Source organism: Streptomyces sp. NBC_00582 (assembly GCF_036345155.1).
Taxonomy (GTDB): domain Bacteria; phylum Actinomycetota; class Actinomycetes; order Streptomycetales; family Streptomycetaceae; genus Streptomyces.
In genome coordinates this window covers 10,215,294-10,229,363 of the sequence record NZ_CP107772.1, presented here as the reverse complement: position 1 = coordinate 10,229,363, position 14,070 = coordinate 10,215,294, and the positions used below count along the sequence as shown (strand labels likewise).

Below are 14,070 nucleotides of genomic sequence, written 5' to 3'. Positions count from 1 at the left end.
TCAGAGCTCCAGGCGGACCGCCGCGGTGCCGGTGACCACCTCGACGCCGTGCTGGTTGACCGTGCGCAGGGAGAAGTGGGCGACCGGGGCGTCCGGTGCGTCCTCGATCGACTCGACGGTGGCCGTGGCGGTCAGGGTGTCGCCGGGCCAGACCTGCGCCTTGAAGCGCACGCCGTAGCGCAGCAGCGACTCGGGGCCCACCCAGTCGGTCAGGACCCGGCCGGTCATGCCCATCGTGAGCATGCCGTGCGCGAAGACACCGGGATATCCCGCGGCCTCGACGGCGAACCGCTCGTCGGTGTGCAGGGGGTTGAAGTCCCCGGACGCGCCCGCGTACTGCACGATCCGGGTCCGCTTCAGATCCTCGACGAGGACGCTCTCGCGTGTCTCGCCGACCTTGATGTCACTGCTGCTCAGGCTCATCGGGCATCCTTCGGGGTGGCGGGGCCCTCGGGCACGACGGCCACGGTCACGGCGCTGACGACCGGCCGGCCGTCGGCGTCCCGGTACTCGGTGACGCGCTCGCTGAACAGCAGCCGGCCACTGCGGCCCTGCTTCTCCCAGCTGCGCCCCGGGACGGTGTGCGCGTAGAGCGTCTCGCCGGCGCGCACCGGGCGGTGGTACTCGAAGTGCTGCTCGGCGTGGAGTCCGCCGCCGCCCTCGGCCATCACACCGGGTCCGCCGCCGGAGCCGAACCACTCCTCGTCCTGCTTGGGCCGCAGGTGGTAGTCCGGGTCGTAGTGCGCGCTCGCCATGGTGAAGGTGGGCGGGGCGAGAGCCGACTCGCCCTGGTACGCGGGGTGTTCGTCGCCGATGGCGCGGGCGAACATCATGATGTGCCCTGCCTCGACGGGAAACGGCTGCCCTGTCATCCTCGAAAACCTCCTCGGTCAGTACGGCAGGAACGCGTCGCGGGTGGCCTCGTCCGGGTCGAAGTCCGGAGGCAGGCCCTCGAACTTCGGCTCCCGCTTCTCCATGAAGCTCGCCACGCCCTCCCGGAAGTCCGGCGAGCCCGCGAAGAACTCCATGGCGGAGTAGGAGCGGGCCAGCGCGTCGGTGAAGGTGCGGTCCAGGTCGCCGTACACCTGGTGGCGTACGACGGCCATGGCGCGCGGGGAGCAGTTGCGGGCGATGTCCCGGGCGTAGGCGCGGGCGGCGTCCAGCAGGTCCTCGGGTTCGACGACCCGGCTGACGAGGCCGAGGGCCTTGGCCTCGTCGGCGTCGAAGACCCGGCCGGACAGCAGCAGGTCGAGGGCGTTCTCCAGGCCGATCACCCGCGGCAGCACGTACGGCAGGTTGTACTCGCCGGCCAGGCCGCGCCGGGTGAAGGCGGTGGTGAAACGGGCCCCGCGGGCGGCGAAGCGGACGTCGCAGATCAGTGCCTGGACCAGTCCGATGCCCGCGCAGGCGCCGTTGACGGCGGCGATCATCGGCTTGGGCAGGGTGCGTCTGCTGTACATGGGGACGCGGGCCTGGAGGTTGAGGGACTGGCCCGGCTGGGCGTTCTGCTCCAGGCGCTGCACGTCCATGCCGGGACAGAAGGCCTTGCCCGCGCCGGTGACGACCACGACCCGGACGGCCGGGTCGTGCGCGGCCTCGTCGAGGAGCGCGAAGAAACGGCGCTCCATGGGGATGCTCCAGGCGTTCCTGCGCTCGGGCCGGTTGAGGGTGACGGTGGCGACACCGTCCTCGTCGACCTCGTACAGCACCAGGTCGTCCTGGGCGGGCTCCTCGGTCATGCGGTCACTCCTCCGTCAGGGAGTCGATGGGGTCGATCGGGTCGCCGACGCCGGGCCGCTCCCCGGAGATGCTCACCACCACCTGGCCCCGCGCGCACAGGCGTCCGTCGGTCAGCACGTCGACGTCGGCGAAGTGCAGCCTGCGGCCGCGCCGCACGCAGCGCGCGTGGGCGACGGCCTCCTTGCCGCGGGCGGGGGCGAGGTACTGCACGGACATCGAGACGGTGCTCAGCCGGCTCCCGTGGGTGAAGTCGTGTCCGGCGATGACGGCTCCGGCGCCTGCCGTGTCGATGAGCGCCGAGATGACCCCGCCGTGGAAGACGTCCTCGTGGGCGGAGAGGGACTCGGCGTAGGGCAGCACGATCTCCACGGCCTCCGCGTCCCAGCGGGTCACCCGGATACGGCAGTGCCGGTTGAAGGCGACCCCGCGCTCCCAGCGGGCCCGGAACCACACCCGGCGTTCGCGCTGTTCCTGTTCGGTGAGGGTCCTCGCCGCGACGGTCATCAGCCCGCCCTCCGGTCTCGGCCGGTCGGCCGATCCATATAGTTACATGATTTGGATAGTTGAGCAATCAAGCGGGGTACCACTCCAGCCGCCAGATGTATTATTTATATAACTCATTGGCTGTCTGTGAACAGAGGGAGACCTCGATGCCGTCGACCGCCCTGGCCGGGATCCGCGTCCTGGACCTGTCCCGCATCCTCGCCGCCCCTCTGGCCACCCAGCTGCTGGCCGACCTGGGCGCCGAGGTGATCAAGGTCGAACGGCCCGGTGCGGGCGACGACTCCCGGACGTACGGACCGCCGTTCGCCCCCGGCACGGACACCGCCGCCTTCTACCTCTCCTGCAACCGCAACAAGCGGTCGGTCACGGTCAACCACGCCACCGCCGAGGGGCAGGAGGTGATCCGCGCCCTCGCCGCCCGGTCGGACGTGCTGGTCGAGAACTTCCGCACGGGCACACTGGCGAAGTACGGCCTCGACCAGGAGAGCCTGCGGGAGCTGAACCCCCGGCTCGTCTACCTCTCGGTGACGGGCTTCGGCCAGACCGGTCCCTACGCCGAACGCCCGGGCTACGACGGCATCTTCCAGGCCATGTCCGGGATGATGAGCGTCTCCGGGCACCCCGACGAGCCGATGAAGGTCGGCGTCAGCATGGTCGACATCCTCACCGGCCTGTACGCCGCGACGGCCGTGCTGGCGGCCCTGCGGCACCGGGACGCCACCGGCGAGGGCCAGTTCATCGACCTCTCACTGCTGGACTGCGGACTGGCCTCGCTCTCCCACTTCGCCATGAACTACCTGGTCTCCGGTGAGGTACCGGCACGGCGCGGCAACGGCGGGTACGGCGGCATCCCGTCCCAGGCGTTCCAGTGCGCCGACAAGCCGCTCTTCCTGGTGGCCGGCAACGACAAACAGTTCGCCGCGTTCTGCGCGGCCGCCGACCGCACCGACCTGCTCCAGGACCCCCGGTTCGTCACCACCTCGGCGCGCATCGCCCACCGCGAGGAGATCCTGCCGGTGCTGGAGGCGGTCATGCGCACCCGGACCCGGGACGAGTGGCTGGCCGTGCTCGACGAACACGACGTCCCCGCGGGGCCGTTCAACGAGATGCCCGAGGTCTTCGCCGATCCGCAGATACGGCACCGGAAGATGCTGGTCGAGGTCGAGGACCCGGTGTCGGGGCGGCTGCCGCTGCTCGCCAATCCGATCCGGTTCGGGGCGACGCCGGTCGAGGGGTACGCGCCGCCACCGGCGTTGGGTGAGCACACCGCCGAAGTGCTGGCCGAAGTGATTGGATTGACGGAGCATCAGATCCTCGGGCTGCGCAGTCGGGGCATCGTCTGACGCGGCGCCCCTACCCGATCAGGGTCCTTCCCCCCTCCAACATCAGCGTCGCGCCGGTCAGATACCCCATGTCGTCGCTGACCAGCGCGGCCACCGCCCGCCCGATGTCCGTCTCCGGGTCGCCCATCCGGCCCAGCGGGATGCCGGCCACCACCTGCTCGGCCTTCTCCGGATGGGCGGCGAAGTACTCCTCGGCCGCCGGGCTCAGCGCGGCCGGGCAGACGACGTTCACCCGGATCCCGTACGGCCCCCACTCCCGCGCGGCGACGCGGCTCAGCCCCCGGATCGCCTCCTTGGCCATCGCGTAGGACGCGAACCCCGCCTCGCCCAGCACCGCGGCCGACGAACCGAGGTTGACGACGCTGCCGCGACTCGCCTTCAGGTGCGGCAGGGCTGCCCGCATGGCGTGAAAGGCCGCCAAGGGGCCGCTGCGATAGGCGAGTTGCACGTCGTCGTACGACGTCTGCTCCAGACGGCGCTGTACGGAGCTCTGCGCGTTGTTGACGAGCACGTCGAGGCCACCGAACTCCCGTACGGTCTCCGCCACCATCCGCTCGACGTCGGCTTGTTCGCCCACGTCCCCGACGAGGGTGTGCACCCGCCCACCGCGCTCGGCGATCGCCCGCGCGGTGTCCTTGAGTCTGCCCTCGGTGCGGCCCGTGATCACCACGGCCGCCCCCTCGGCCGCCAGCGCGAGCGCGATGCCCCGGCCCACGCCCTGCCCTCCCCCGGTGACCAGGGCGGTCTTCCCCGCCAACCGCCGCATCACGACTCCTTCCAGAAGGGTCCCCAGGAGGGGAAGGCGTCAGGCAGCACCGGTTCCCCGGCCCCCTCCCAGCCCTCGAATCCCACCTGCTGGGGGCGCTCGGTCACATCAGCCGCGTACCAGTGCTGTTCGCGGCGCCGGGAGAAGTACCACTCGCCGTCCACGCGCGCGTAGTCGTCGAGGTAGCGGATGGCCATGACGATCCACCGCTCCCCCACCTCGTGCTCGGCGCGGCAGTAGACGGAGCCGGTGGCCGTGTCGCGGCCGGTGAACTCGATCCGGTGACCGCAGATCTGGTGGACGGACCGGCCGAAGCCCCGGACGAGGGGCTCTATGTACGCCCGCAGCGCCTCCCGACCGTGACCGTGGCGCCCCATGTCCACGTCCGGCCGGAAGCAGCCGGTCCAGGCGTCGAGGTCGCGGGCGTCCACGGCGAGCGCGTACCGCACGGGCAGCTGCTGGATGGCGAGGTGCGACTCGACGCGGTCGAGGCGGTCCTCGATCGCCGTCATGGCCGCGGCTCCTTGGGCAGGCCCAGGATCTGCTCGCCGATGATGTTGCGCTGGATCTCGCTGGATCCGCCGTAGATCGTCTCCGCCAAGGACAGCAGGAAGGAACGCTGCCGGGTGTCCAGGCCGTAGTCCGCCCCGACGATCTGCCCGGCGGGGCCCGCCAGCTCCTGTGCGAGGTGACCGAGTTGCTGGTGGCGGGTGGAGGCGTACAGCTTGGCCGTGGTGGCCTGGGCGCCCGGGGTGCGGCCCGCGGTGAGTTCGGCGAGGGTGCGCAGGTTGGTGGTGCGCATGACGCGCACGGAGATCCAGGCGTCGACGATGCGGCGGCGCAGCATCGGGTCGTCGAGCGCGCCGCGTTCCCGGGCCAGCTCGATCAGCGACTCGGCCTCCCGCTCGAAGGTGAGCTGCTGGGGCAGGAGCGTGGTGCCGCGTTCGATGCCGAGCGTGGCCATGGCGGTGCGCCAGCCCTGGCCGACCTCTCCGACGACCATGTCGGCGCCGGTGCGCGCGTCGGAGAGGAACACCTCGGCGAACTCGTCCTGACCGGCGAGGTTGCGGATGGGGCGGATCTCCACGCCGGGCTGGTCGGTGGGCAGGAGCAGCATGCTCAGCCCCTTGTGCCGGACGGAGTCCGGGTCGGTGCGGGTGAGGACGTAGAGCCAGTCGGCGTGCACGCCGAAGGACGTCCACACCTTCTGGCCGCTCACCACCCACTCGTCGCCATCGCGCTCGGCGCGGGTGCGCACCGAGGCGAGGTCGGAGCCGGCGCCGGGTTCGCTGAAGCCCTGGCCCCACAGTTCCTCGACGGCGAGGATCGGCGGCAGGAACCGCTTCTTCTGCTCGTCCGCGCCCACCTTGAGGAGCATGGGGCCGAGCAGGTCGAGGGCGTTGCCTGTGGCCCGGTAGGGGGCGTTCGCGCGGGCGTACTCGTACTCGAAGACGATCTCCTCGAGGAGTCCGAGCCCTCTGCCGCCGTACTCCCGCGGCCAGCCCACGCCCAGCCACCCCCCGGCGGACAGCTCGCGGTCCCAGGCCAGGCGGACCTCCCAGGCCGCGCCGTCGGTGGGGCCGCCGACGCCCCGGTGCTCGGCGAACTCCCCCACGAGATGGTCCGCCAGCCAGTCCCGCAGTTCCTCGCGGAAGTCGCGCACCGCGGGTCCGAAGTCCAGCTCCATGTCTGTTTCTCCCTGCTCTCAAGAGATCTCAGATGCCGAGCCGGGCGGCCAGCAGCTCCCGGTGGTACGACGGTGTGCCGAGCAGCACCTCGGAGCTCTTGGCGCGCTTGAAGTACAGGTGCGCGGGGTGCTCCCAGGTGAAGCCGATGCCGCCGTGGATCTGGATGCTGTCGCCGGCCACCTTGGTGAACGCCTCCGAGCAGAAGGCCTGCGCCAGGGCGGCGGCGACGGCGGTCTCCGTGTCGTCCCCGGCGTCCAGGGCCCACAGCCCGGCGTACGCGGCCGAGCGGGCGGACTCGATCTCCACCAGCATGTCGGCGCACTTGTGCTTGATCCCCTGGAAGGAGCCGATGGGCCGTCCGTACTGCACCCGGATGCGCGCGTAGTCCACGGCGGCGTCGAGTGCGGCGGCCGCTCCCCCGACCTGTTCGGCGGCGAGCAGGACCGAGGCCGTGGCGAGGGTGCGTTCGAGGACGGGCCATGCCGTGCCCTCGGGACCGATCAGGCGGGCCGGGGTGTCGGCGAACTCCAGGCGGGCCTGTTTGCGGGTCTGGTCAAGGGTGGGGAGAGGGGTGCGGGTGAGGCCGGCCGCGTCGGCGCCGACCGCGAAGAGGCTGATGCCCCCGGGAGTGCGGGCGGCGACCAGGAGGAGGTCGGCGAGGAGGCCGTCGGGGACGTAGGTCTTGGCGCCGGTCAGCCGCCAGCCGTCGGGGGTGTCGTGGGCGGTGAGGCGGATGCCGGGCTCGTCCCAGCGGCCGCTGTCCTCGGTGAGCGCCAGGGTGGCGATCGTCGCGCCCGAGGCGATGCCGGGCAGGAGGTCGGCCCGTGCCTGGTCGTCGGCGCAGCGCAGCAGGGCCTCGGCGGCCAGGGCGACGGTGGCGAAGTACGGCTCGCACAGCAGCGCGCGGCCCGCCTCGTCGAAGACGACGCCGAGTTCGACGTAGCCGAAGCCCGAGCCGCCGTACTCCTCCGGTACGGCGAGCCCCTGCAGGCCCAGCTCGCCGGCCATCCGCCGCCAGACGACGGCGTCGTGGCCGCGCGGGTCGGCGGCCAGCCGGCGCACGGCCGCCTCGTCGGAGTACTTGGCCAGGAAGGACCGTACGACCGTGCGCAGTTCGTCCTGTTCCTGGCTGAAGGTGAGATCCATGCCGGGCTTCCCGTCCTCGCTGCGACGCGGCTGCCGATCGCTTGCCGCTCTCCGCTCGATACAGTTAGATAATTATAGTATCCGCACTGATTACGCCAGGAGCGCGACGTGACCGATCCCTATGCCCCGTTCACGAGCCTGACCTTCGAGCGGCCCGCGCCCGGTGTGCTGCGCGTCGTGCTCGACGCCCCGAACCTCAACGCGGTCGACCCGCGGATGCACGGCGAACTGGCCGACGTCTGGCCGGTGATCGACCGGGACGAGCGGACCCGTGCGGTGCTGGTCCAGGGGGCGGGCCGGGCGTTCTCCGCGGGTGGCACCTTCGACTCCATCCAGGCCCTGACCGAGGACCACGCGGTACGCGCCCGGGTGATGCGCGAGGCACGGGACATGGTGTACGGGGTGATCAACTGCTCCAAGCCGGTGGTCTCCGCGATCCACGGACCGGCCGTCGGGGCCGGCCTGGTCATCGGCATGCTGGCCGACGTCTCGATCGCGGCCCGTACGGCGAAGATCGTCGACGGGCACACCCGCCTCGGGGTGGCGGCCGGGGACCACGCGGCCATCTGCTGGCCCCTGCTGTGCGGCATGGCCAAGGCCAAGTACTACCTGCTGACCTGCGAGGCCCTCACGGGTGAGGAGGCCGAGCGGATCGGGCTGGTGTCGAAGTGCGTGGCCGACCAGGAGGTGCACGACGAGGCGCTGCGCGTGGCGAAGGTCCTGGCCGCCGGTCCCGCGAGCGCGATCAGCTGGACCAAGCGGTCCCTCAACCACTGGTACCGCACCGCCCAGCCCGCCTTCGAGGCCTCGCTCGGCCTTGAGTTCTTCGGGTTCGCGGGCCACGAGGTCGTCGAGGGCCTCGCGGCCCACCGCGACAAGCGCGCCCCCGACTTCGCGGCCGTGGCGGAGAAGCACCCGCTCGACCTGTGACGACCGACCTGTGACGACGCCACCGAGAGGAACCGAGACATGACCGCGCACGACACGAGGACCGACATCCCGCCCCTGGTGAAGGGTCTGACCTACGAGGAGATGCCGGTCGGGCAGGTCTTCCGGACCGCCCGCCGGACCGTCACCGAGACCGACCTGGTCAACTTCGTCACCTGGGGCGGCTTCACCGAGCCGCTGTTCTGGGACGCCACACACGCGGCGGAGGGCGGTTACACGGGCCGGCTGGTCCCGGGCGGTCTGACGTACTGCCTCGCCGAGGGCCTCGTCCTGCAGACGAACGTCCTGCACGGCACGGGGCTCGCCTTCCTGCACATGGAACTGACCGTGCACGGGCCGGTGTACGTCGGCGACACGCTGTACGCCGTCGTGGAGACGACCGGGTCTCGCCCCTCCAGCAAGCCCGGCCGGGGCGTGGTGACCAGCCGGATCACCGTGCGCAACCAGCGGGACGAGGACGTGCTGGTCTACTGCCCGGTACGGCTGATCCGCGGCCGGGACTACGAGGTGCCGGCGCCCTGAGCGGGGGTCACCAGGGTCAGGCCGGTTTGCGGGCCGGTGGTGGGCGGGGCGGCGAAGGCTCCCCCGCGCACCCAGTCGGACGGCATCGCGGGCCGGGGCGCGAGCTCGTGGTCGGGGACGGCCATCGCGTACAGACGGGTGTAGCGGAACTTGGCCTCCAGGTTGTCCAGGACCGACCAGTACTCGTAGCCGCACACCTCCACCCCGGCGTCGACGAGCCCCGCCAGCCAGGAGAGCCGGGCGCGCAGCAGGGCCCGGCGCCGGGCGTCGTCGCGGTGTCCGGAGCCGTCGACCAGGTCAAGGTCGCCCATGCCGTTGTCGACGACCGACAGCGGGGGCAGCAGGTCGCCGTACAGGTCAAACAGGCCCGCGACGGCGTCGGCGAGCCCCTCGGGGATGATGGGCCAGCCGTAGGCGGTGGTCTCCACCTCGTCGAAGGGGACGATCGCGAAACCGAGGCCGACGAGCAGCCGGTTGACCTCGTTGAGGGCACTGCGGCACTTCGTGCTCGGCAGCACCCGGGGCAGGTTCTCGGGCGCGGTGACGCGGAACGGCGTGTGCCAGGACACGGCCAGCAGGTCCTGGGCGGTGGTGATGACGTCCAGGTCGCCGGGGCGTACGCAGCCGGTGGCCGCCACGGGCTCGAGGCCGTCCTCGGTCACCATGTGCTCGCCGAGCAGCAGCGGGTCGAGGAAGACGCGGTTGGTCCAGCTCTCCAGGCGCTCCAGGGCGAGCCGGTCGTAGGGGTCGTCGGTGGCCGGGTAGCCGCCCACGAGCGTGACCGTGGTCCCGATCCGGCCGGCCGCACCCGTGGCGCGCAGGGCCTGGGTGGCGAGTCCGTTGGCGAGGAGGATGTGGTGGACCGCGGGGAGCCCGGCGCGGCCGGCGCCGCGGCCCGGTGAGTACATTCCGGCCACGTGGTCGGCGAGGGTGGGCCCGGCCAGGTCGGTGGAGGTGATCCAGCGTTCCACCCGGTCGCCGAAGCGGCGGCCCAGCTCGGCGGCGTACGCGGCGAAGTGCTCGGCGGTGTCGCGGGCGAGCCAGCCTCCGGCGTCCTGCCATGACGGCAGCGTGCGGTCGACGAGGGTGAGCGCCGGCCGCTTCCCCTGGGCGAGCAGGGCGTCGAGGGCGCGCTCGCAGCGGTCCAGGGCCTGCCGGTCCCAGCTGCCCGGGCCGTCGGGCTGGAGCAGCGGCCAGCCGGCGACCATGCGGTGGGTGTCCGTGGTGACGCCGAGCAGCCGCCGGAGGTCGTCGGTCCACTGCCCGAAGTGGCCGCCGCGCTCCTGTGCGGGCGGCGGCGGGGCCGCGACGGTGTCCGCGGTGGCGACCCCCCAGTCGACCCCGCTCAGCGATTCATGCAGGAAACCATCGCTCATGGTCACCGTCCAGGCGGTCAATGGTTTAGCGCATTCAACTGAATGTCCGCCGATCGGACGCTAACACTTCATGCAAACCACGACAATGTTTCGGCCGCATCTCGTGGATCTGTCCAGTCCCGGCCGGTCGCCTACTCCCCGAACGGCCGGAACTCCTCCTCCCGCCACCAGGGGTATACGGCCGGCATGTCCTTGCTCACCAGGCCGGGGAAGGCGGGCGGCCGCTTGGCGAGGAAGGACTCGACGCCCTCGACGGGGTCCGGGCCGCCGCCGATCTGGCTCATGACGCGTGAGTCGAGCCGGTGCGCGGTCATGGGGTGGGGCTCGCCGAGCATGCGCCACATCATCTGGCGGGACAGGGCGACGGAGACCGCCGAGGTGTTCTCGGCGATCTCCCGGGCGAGTTCGTACGCCGCCGGGAGCAGCTCCTCGGGCGGGTGGACGGAGCGGACCAGCCCGGCAGCCAGCGCCTCCGCGGGGCCGAAGACGCGGCCGGTGGCCACCCACTCCATGGCCCGCTGCATGCCGACCGCGCGGGGCAGGAACCAGCTCGCGGCGGACTCCGGCACGATGCCGCGGCGGGCGAAGACGAAGCCGAACCTCGCCGTCGTCGACGCCAGCCGGATGTCCATGGGCAGGGTCATACTGGCCCCCACGCCCGCCGCCGGGCCGTTGATCGCCGCGATGACCGGCTTGGTGCTGGCGAAGATCCGCAGGGCCACCCGGCCGCCGGTGTCCCTGTGCAGGGCGCCCGCCTTGCGGTGGTCGAAGGAGGAGCCGCCGGAGCTGACGTCGGCGCCCGCGCAGAAGCCGCGTCCGGCGCCGGTCACCACGATCACCCGCACGTCGTCGTCCGCGTCTGCCGCGTCCAGGACGTCGAGGAGGTCCTGCATCATGCGCGGGTTGAAGGCGTTGAGCTTCTCGGGCCGGTCGAGGGTGACCGTGAGGATCCGGTCGGCCACCTCGGCCCGTACGGTCTCGTACTCCTGCTGCGGCATGCGCGTCCTCCGTCACTCCGCGACCCGGTTTCCAGAAAGCTTAATTAGTTATAGCATTCAACTCTAATGACGGATCCCCGGACGAGGGCGGCGAAGATGACGGATCTGGTGGTGACGGCCGTCGGGCCCATCCGGCTGGTCGAGCTGAACCGGCCCGAGCAGCTGAACGCGATGAGCGACGAGCTGCACACCGGCCTCGCGTCGGTGTGGGACGACCTCGCCGCCGATCCGGAGGCGCGCGTGATCGTCCTGACCGGGCGCGGCCGGGCGTTCAGCGCCGGCGGCAACCTCGACACCATGACCCGGGTGCAGCGCGACGGCGCCTTCCGGCAGCGGCAGGTCGACGAGGCGCGCGGGATCATCACCGGCCTGGTCCGCTGCCCCCTGCCCGTCGTCGCCGCGGTCAACGGCCCCGCCGTGGGCCTCGGTTGCAGCCTCGCCCTGCTGAGCGACCTGGTGCTGATCGCCGACGACGCCCATGTCGCCGACCCGCACGTGCGGGTCGGGCTCGTCGCGGGCGACGGGGGCGCGTACGTGCTGCCGCTGCTCGTGGGCCTGACCCGGGCGAAGGAGCTGCTCTTCCTGGGCGACCGGGTGAGCGCCGAGGACGCGGTCCGGCTGGGCATCGCCAATCGCGCCGTGCCCAGGGACAAGCTCATGGACGAGGCCATGGACCTGGCCGGACGGCTGGCGGCCCTGCCCGCGCAGGCGCTGCGCGAGACCAAGCGCGCCGTCAACCGGCATCTGGAGCAGGCCCTCGACACGGTGATGGAGCCGGCCCTGCTCGCCGAGCGGGAGACCATGCACGCACCGGATCACATCGCCGCCGTCGAGCGGATCATCGCCGCACGCGGCCGCCGCTGAACCGGAGAGGAGCAGGAATGGACTTCGCGTTCAGCGAGGAACAGGAGGAACTCGGCCGCACGGTAAGGGCGTTCCTCGCGGACACCTCGCCGGAGACCGAGGTACGGCGTCTGATGGAGACCCCCGAGGGCTTCGACCGGGCGCTGTGGCGCCGGATGGGCACCGAGCTGGGCCTGCAGGGGCTCGCCGTGCCCGAGGAGTACGGCGGGGCCGGGTGCGGGCCGGTCGAGGTGGGCGTGGTCATGGAGGAGACGGGCCGTGCGCTGCTGTGCGCGCCCTTCCTGTCCTCGGCCGTCCTGGCGACGACCACGCTGCTGCGCTGCGCCGACGAGGAGGCGCGCAAGCGTCTGCTGCCGGGGCTGGCCGCCGGGGAACTCGTCGCGACACTGGCCCTGACCGAGGACTCGGCACGCTGGGACGCGGCGGGGGTCGGGCTCATCGCCCGTGAATCCGGCGGGAGTTGGCTGCTCACCGGGCACAAGACGTTCGTGCTCGACGGTGCGGCCGCCGATGTCGTGCTCACCGTGGCGCGCGCCGCCGACGGGATCGGTGTCTTCCTGGTGGACGGTGACGCGCCCGGTCTGACGCGTGCGCCGCTGCCCACCCTGGACCCGACCCGCCGGCAGGCCCGCCTGGAGTACCGCGAGGTACCGGCGACCCGGCTGCGGACGCACGGCGACGGCTGGGACCTGGTCGCCCAGGTCCTCGACCGGGCCGCCGTCGCGCTGGCCGCCGAGCAGGTGGGGGTGGCGTCGCGCGCGCTCGACATGGCGGTGGAGTACGCCAAGGTCCGCCATCAGTTCGGGCGCGCGATCGGCTCCTTCCAGGCTGTCAAGCATCTGCTGGCCGACGTCCTGCTGGAGGTCGAGTCGGCGCGGGCCGCCGCGCACTACGCCCTGCTCGCCGCCGAGGGCGAGGCCCCGGACCTGCCCGCCGTGGCGAGCCTGGCCAAGGCGTTCTGCTCCGACGCGTGTGTGCAGGCCACGGCTCAGAACATCCAGGTCCACGGCGGTATCGGCTTCACCTGGGAACACCCGGCCCACCTCTATCTGAAGCGGGCCAAGACGTCACAGCTGCTGTTCGGCGATCCCGCGTACCATCGCGAACTGCTCGCACAGCGCATCGGCATGGAAGCGGGCGAAGGAGCGGCATGAAGGTCGACGGCAAGCTCAACGTGTGGAGCACGGCGGAGGTCGTGGAGGAGGCCCGCCATCACGAGAAGGCGGGCTACGACGGGCTGTGGGCCTCGGAGTCCAAACACGACCCGTTCCTGCCCCTGCTGCTGGCCGCCGAGCACACGGACCGGCTGGAGGTCGGCACCGCCATCGCGGTGGCCTTCGCCCGCTCCCCCATGCAACTCGCTTACACCGCACACGACTTGCAGACGTACTCCGGCGGGCGGTTCTCGCTCGGCCTGGGCAGCCAGATCAAGCCGCACATCGAGCGGCGCTTCGCCATGCCGTGGAGCCGGCCCGCCGCCCGTATGCGGGAGTACGTGAGCGCGCTGCGCGCCATCTGGGCCGCCTGGAACGAGGGCGAACGGCTCAACTTCCGCGGCGACTTCTACTCGCACACCCTGATGTCCCCGTTCTTCTCCCCGCCGCCCGCCACCGGCGGCGCGCCCAAGGTGTTCGTGGCCGCCGTCGGGGAGGCGATGACCCGGGTCGCGGGCGAGGTGGCCGACGGCCTGCTCGCGCACGGCTTCACCACCGAGCGGTATCTGCGCGAGGTCACCCTGCCGACCGTCGAGGCCGGTCTGACGTCGTCGGGCCGCACACGCGCGGACTTCTCCGTCTCCCATCTGCTGCTGACCGCGACCGGCGGGACGGAGGAGGAGATGACCCGCGCGATCGACGGCACCCGCGCACAGGTCGCCTTCTACGGCAGCACGCCTGCCTACCGCGGGGTCCTGGAGCTGCACGGCTGGGGCGAACTCGGCGACGAACTGCACGCGTTGTCGACGTCCCGGCGCGAGGACAAGTGGGAGGCGATGACCCGGCTCGTCGACGACGAGGTCCTGGGCACCTTCGCGGTGGTGGCGGAGCCGGAGCGGGTGGCGGGCGAGATCAGGCGCCGGTACGGGGCGCTGGTCGACCGGGTGTCCTTCTACACCGCCTACGAGACCCGTGCCGAGGTGTGGGAGCCGATCGTGGCGGAGCTGCGCGAGAGCTGACC

16 protein-coding genes are annotated in these 14,070 nt (G+C 71.8%); 6 read left to right on the top strand and 10 right to left on the bottom strand.

The genetic code is table 11. The annotated features are described in order from the left end of the window. From OG852_RS46460 to OG852_RS46445, 4 genes are read right to left on the bottom strand one after another with little or no spacing between them, the layout of a single operon-like run. Complete coding sequence (locus OG852_RS46460) at positions 1-423, bottom strand: MaoC/PaaZ C-terminal domain-containing protein (RefSeq protein WP_330351123.1); 423 nt, start codon at positions 421-423, stop codon at positions 1-3. Beyond that, positions 420-872 carry an FAS1-like dehydratase domain-containing protein gene (locus OG852_RS46455; RefSeq protein ID WP_330351122.1) on the bottom strand — a complete coding sequence of 151 codons (453 nt, stop codon included), beginning with the start codon at positions 870-872 and terminating at the stop codon, positions 420-422. The genes OG852_RS46460 and OG852_RS46455 overlap by 4 nt, the downstream gene beginning before the upstream one ends. A gap of 18 nt (positions 873-890) precedes the next feature. Next, positions 891-1,739 (bottom strand): enoyl-CoA hydratase-related protein, encoded by an 849-nt coding sequence (locus OG852_RS46450; protein ID WP_330351121.1) that lies wholly within the window; start codon positions 1,737-1,739, stop codon positions 891-893. 4 nt (positions 1,740-1,743) lie between these two features. Next, a complete protein-coding gene (locus tag OG852_RS46445) occupies positions 1,744-2,244 on the bottom strand; it encodes a PaaI family thioesterase (protein ID WP_133915475.1) in 501 nt (166 codons plus the stop codon). Positions 2,245-2,390: 146 nt separating this feature from the next. Here OG852_RS46445 and OG852_RS46440 point away from each other — a divergent pair, with 146 nt between their 5' ends. Continuing rightward, a complete protein-coding gene (locus OG852_RS46440) occupies positions 2,391-3,587 on the top strand; it encodes a CaiB/BaiF CoA transferase family protein (RefSeq protein WP_330351120.1) in 1,197 nt (398 codons plus the stop codon). A gap of 10 nt (positions 3,588-3,597) precedes the next feature. Here OG852_RS46440 and OG852_RS46435 read toward each other — a convergent pair whose 3' ends face one another. The 4 genes from OG852_RS46435 to OG852_RS46420 are packed head-to-tail and all read right to left on the bottom strand — an operon-like array spanning position 3,598 to position 7,187. After that, positions 3,598-4,353 (bottom strand): SDR family NAD(P)-dependent oxidoreductase, encoded by a 756-nt coding sequence (locus tag OG852_RS46435; RefSeq protein WP_330351119.1) that lies wholly within the window; start codon positions 4,351-4,353, stop codon positions 3,598-3,600. Next, positions 4,353-4,865: a nuclear transport factor 2 family protein gene (locus tag OG852_RS46430; RefSeq protein WP_133915472.1), complete on the bottom strand. Its 513-nt coding sequence runs from the start codon at positions 4,863-4,865 to the stop codon at positions 4,353-4,355. Before OG852_RS46430 ends, OG852_RS46435 begins: the two co-directional genes overlap by 1 nt. Further along, a complete protein-coding gene (locus OG852_RS46425; RefSeq protein WP_133915471.1) occupies positions 4,862-6,040 on the bottom strand; it encodes an acyl-CoA dehydrogenase family protein in 1,179 nt (392 codons plus the stop codon). The genes OG852_RS46430 and OG852_RS46425 overlap by 4 nt, the downstream gene beginning before the upstream one ends. Before the next feature lie 28 nt (positions 6,041-6,068). Next, positions 6,069-7,187: an acyl-CoA dehydrogenase family protein gene (locus tag OG852_RS46420; protein WP_330351118.1), complete on the bottom strand. Its 1,119-nt coding sequence runs from the start codon at positions 7,185-7,187 to the stop codon at positions 6,069-6,071. 108 nt (positions 7,188-7,295) lie between these two features. On the opposite strand from OG852_RS46420, the gene OG852_RS46415 reads away from it, so the two are divergent. After that, a complete protein-coding gene (locus tag OG852_RS46415) occupies positions 7,296-8,117 on the top strand; it encodes an enoyl-CoA hydratase/isomerase family protein (RefSeq protein WP_133915469.1) in 822 nt (273 codons plus the stop codon). 39 nt (positions 8,118-8,156) lie between these two features. Further along, entirely contained in the window at positions 8,157-8,657 is a 501-nt protein-coding gene (locus tag OG852_RS46410) for a MaoC family dehydratase (RefSeq protein ID WP_330351117.1), read from the top strand. Here the strand turns inward: OG852_RS46410 and OG852_RS46405 are convergent. Both OG852_RS46405 and OG852_RS46400 read right to left on the bottom strand, forming a co-directional pair. Further along, complete coding sequence (locus OG852_RS46405; protein ID WP_133915467.1) at positions 8,636-10,033, bottom strand: family 1 glycosylhydrolase; 1,398 nt, start codon at positions 10,031-10,033, stop codon at positions 8,636-8,638. The two genes, OG852_RS46410 and OG852_RS46405, sit on opposite strands and share 22 nt — an antisense overlap. A gap of 131 nt (positions 10,034-10,164) precedes the next feature. Then, a complete protein-coding gene (locus tag OG852_RS46400; protein ID WP_133915466.1) occupies positions 10,165-11,031 on the bottom strand; it encodes a crotonase/enoyl-CoA hydratase family protein in 867 nt (288 codons plus the stop codon). 66 nt (positions 11,032-11,097) lie between these two features. Between OG852_RS46400 and OG852_RS46395 the strand changes: the two genes are divergently transcribed. The 3 genes from OG852_RS46395 to OG852_RS46385 are packed head-to-tail and all read left to right on the top strand — an operon-like array spanning position 11,098 to position 14,068. Continuing rightward, positions 11,098-11,895 carry an enoyl-CoA hydratase/isomerase family protein gene (locus OG852_RS46395; protein ID WP_133915465.1) on the top strand — a complete coding sequence of 266 codons (798 nt, stop codon included), beginning with the start codon at positions 11,098-11,100 and terminating at the stop codon, positions 11,893-11,895. 17 nt (positions 11,896-11,912) lie between these two features. Continuing rightward, positions 11,913-13,049 (top strand): acyl-CoA dehydrogenase family protein, encoded by a 1,137-nt coding sequence (locus OG852_RS46390; RefSeq protein ID WP_133915464.1) that lies wholly within the window; start codon positions 11,913-11,915, stop codon positions 13,047-13,049. Continuing rightward, positions 13,046-14,068, top strand: a complete 1,023-nt coding sequence (locus OG852_RS46385) for an LLM class F420-dependent oxidoreductase (protein ID WP_133915463.1) — start codon at positions 13,046-13,048, stop codon at positions 14,066-14,068. The genes OG852_RS46390 and OG852_RS46385 overlap by 4 nt, the downstream gene beginning before the upstream one ends. Positions 14,069-14,070 lie beyond the last annotated feature (2 nt).

Excerpts from the sequence above, each read along its gene's own strand:
- OG852_RS46460 (WP_330351123.1), bottom strand. The coding sequence starts at position 423 with ATGAGCCTGAGCAGCAGTGACATCAAGGTCGGCGAGACACGCGAGAGC.
- OG852_RS46400 (WP_133915466.1), bottom strand. The coding sequence starts at position 11,031 with ATGCCGCAGCAGGAGTACGAGACCGTACGGGCCGAGGTGGCCGACCGG.
- OG852_RS46410 (WP_330351117.1), top strand. The coding sequence starts at position 8,157 with ATGACCGCGCACGACACGAGGACCGACATCCCGCCCCTGGTGAAGGGT.
- OG852_RS46425 (WP_133915471.1), bottom strand. The coding sequence starts at position 6,040 with ATGGAGCTGGACTTCGGACCCGCGGTGCGCGACTTCCGCGAGGAACTG.
- OG852_RS46440 (WP_330351120.1), top strand. The coding sequence starts at position 2,391 with ATGCCGTCGACCGCCCTGGCCGGGATCCGCGTCCTGGACCTGTCCCGC.
- OG852_RS46450 (WP_330351121.1), bottom strand. The coding sequence starts at position 1,739 with ATGACCGAGGAGCCCGCCCAGGACGACCTGGTGCTGTACGAGGTCGAC.
- OG852_RS46455 (WP_330351122.1), bottom strand. The coding sequence starts at position 872 with ATGACAGGGCAGCCGTTTCCCGTCGAGGCAGGGCACATCATGATGTTC.
- OG852_RS46405 (WP_133915467.1), bottom strand. The coding sequence starts at position 10,033 with ATGAGCGATGGTTTCCTGCATGAATCGCTGAGCGGGGTCGACTGGGGG.
- OG852_RS46420 (WP_330351118.1), bottom strand. The coding sequence starts at position 7,187 with ATGGATCTCACCTTCAGCCAGGAACAGGACGAACTGCGCACGGTCGTA.
- OG852_RS46395 (WP_133915465.1), top strand. The coding sequence starts at position 11,098 with ATGACGGATCCCCGGACGAGGGCGGCGAAGATGACGGATCTGGTGGTG.
- OG852_RS46445 (WP_133915475.1), bottom strand. The coding sequence starts at position 2,244 with ATGACCGTCGCGGCGAGGACCCTCACCGAACAGGAACAGCGCGAACGC.
- OG852_RS46385 (WP_133915463.1), top strand. The coding sequence starts at position 13,046 with ATGAAGGTCGACGGCAAGCTCAACGTGTGGAGCACGGCGGAGGTCGTG.
- OG852_RS46435 (WP_330351119.1), bottom strand. The coding sequence starts at position 4,353 with ATGCGGCGGTTGGCGGGGAAGACCGCCCTGGTCACCGGGGGAGGGCAG.
- OG852_RS46430 (WP_133915472.1), bottom strand. The coding sequence starts at position 4,865 with ATGACGGCGATCGAGGACCGCCTCGACCGCGTCGAGTCGCACCTCGCC.
- OG852_RS46390 (WP_133915464.1), top strand. The coding sequence starts at position 11,913 with ATGGACTTCGCGTTCAGCGAGGAACAGGAGGAACTCGGCCGCACGGTA.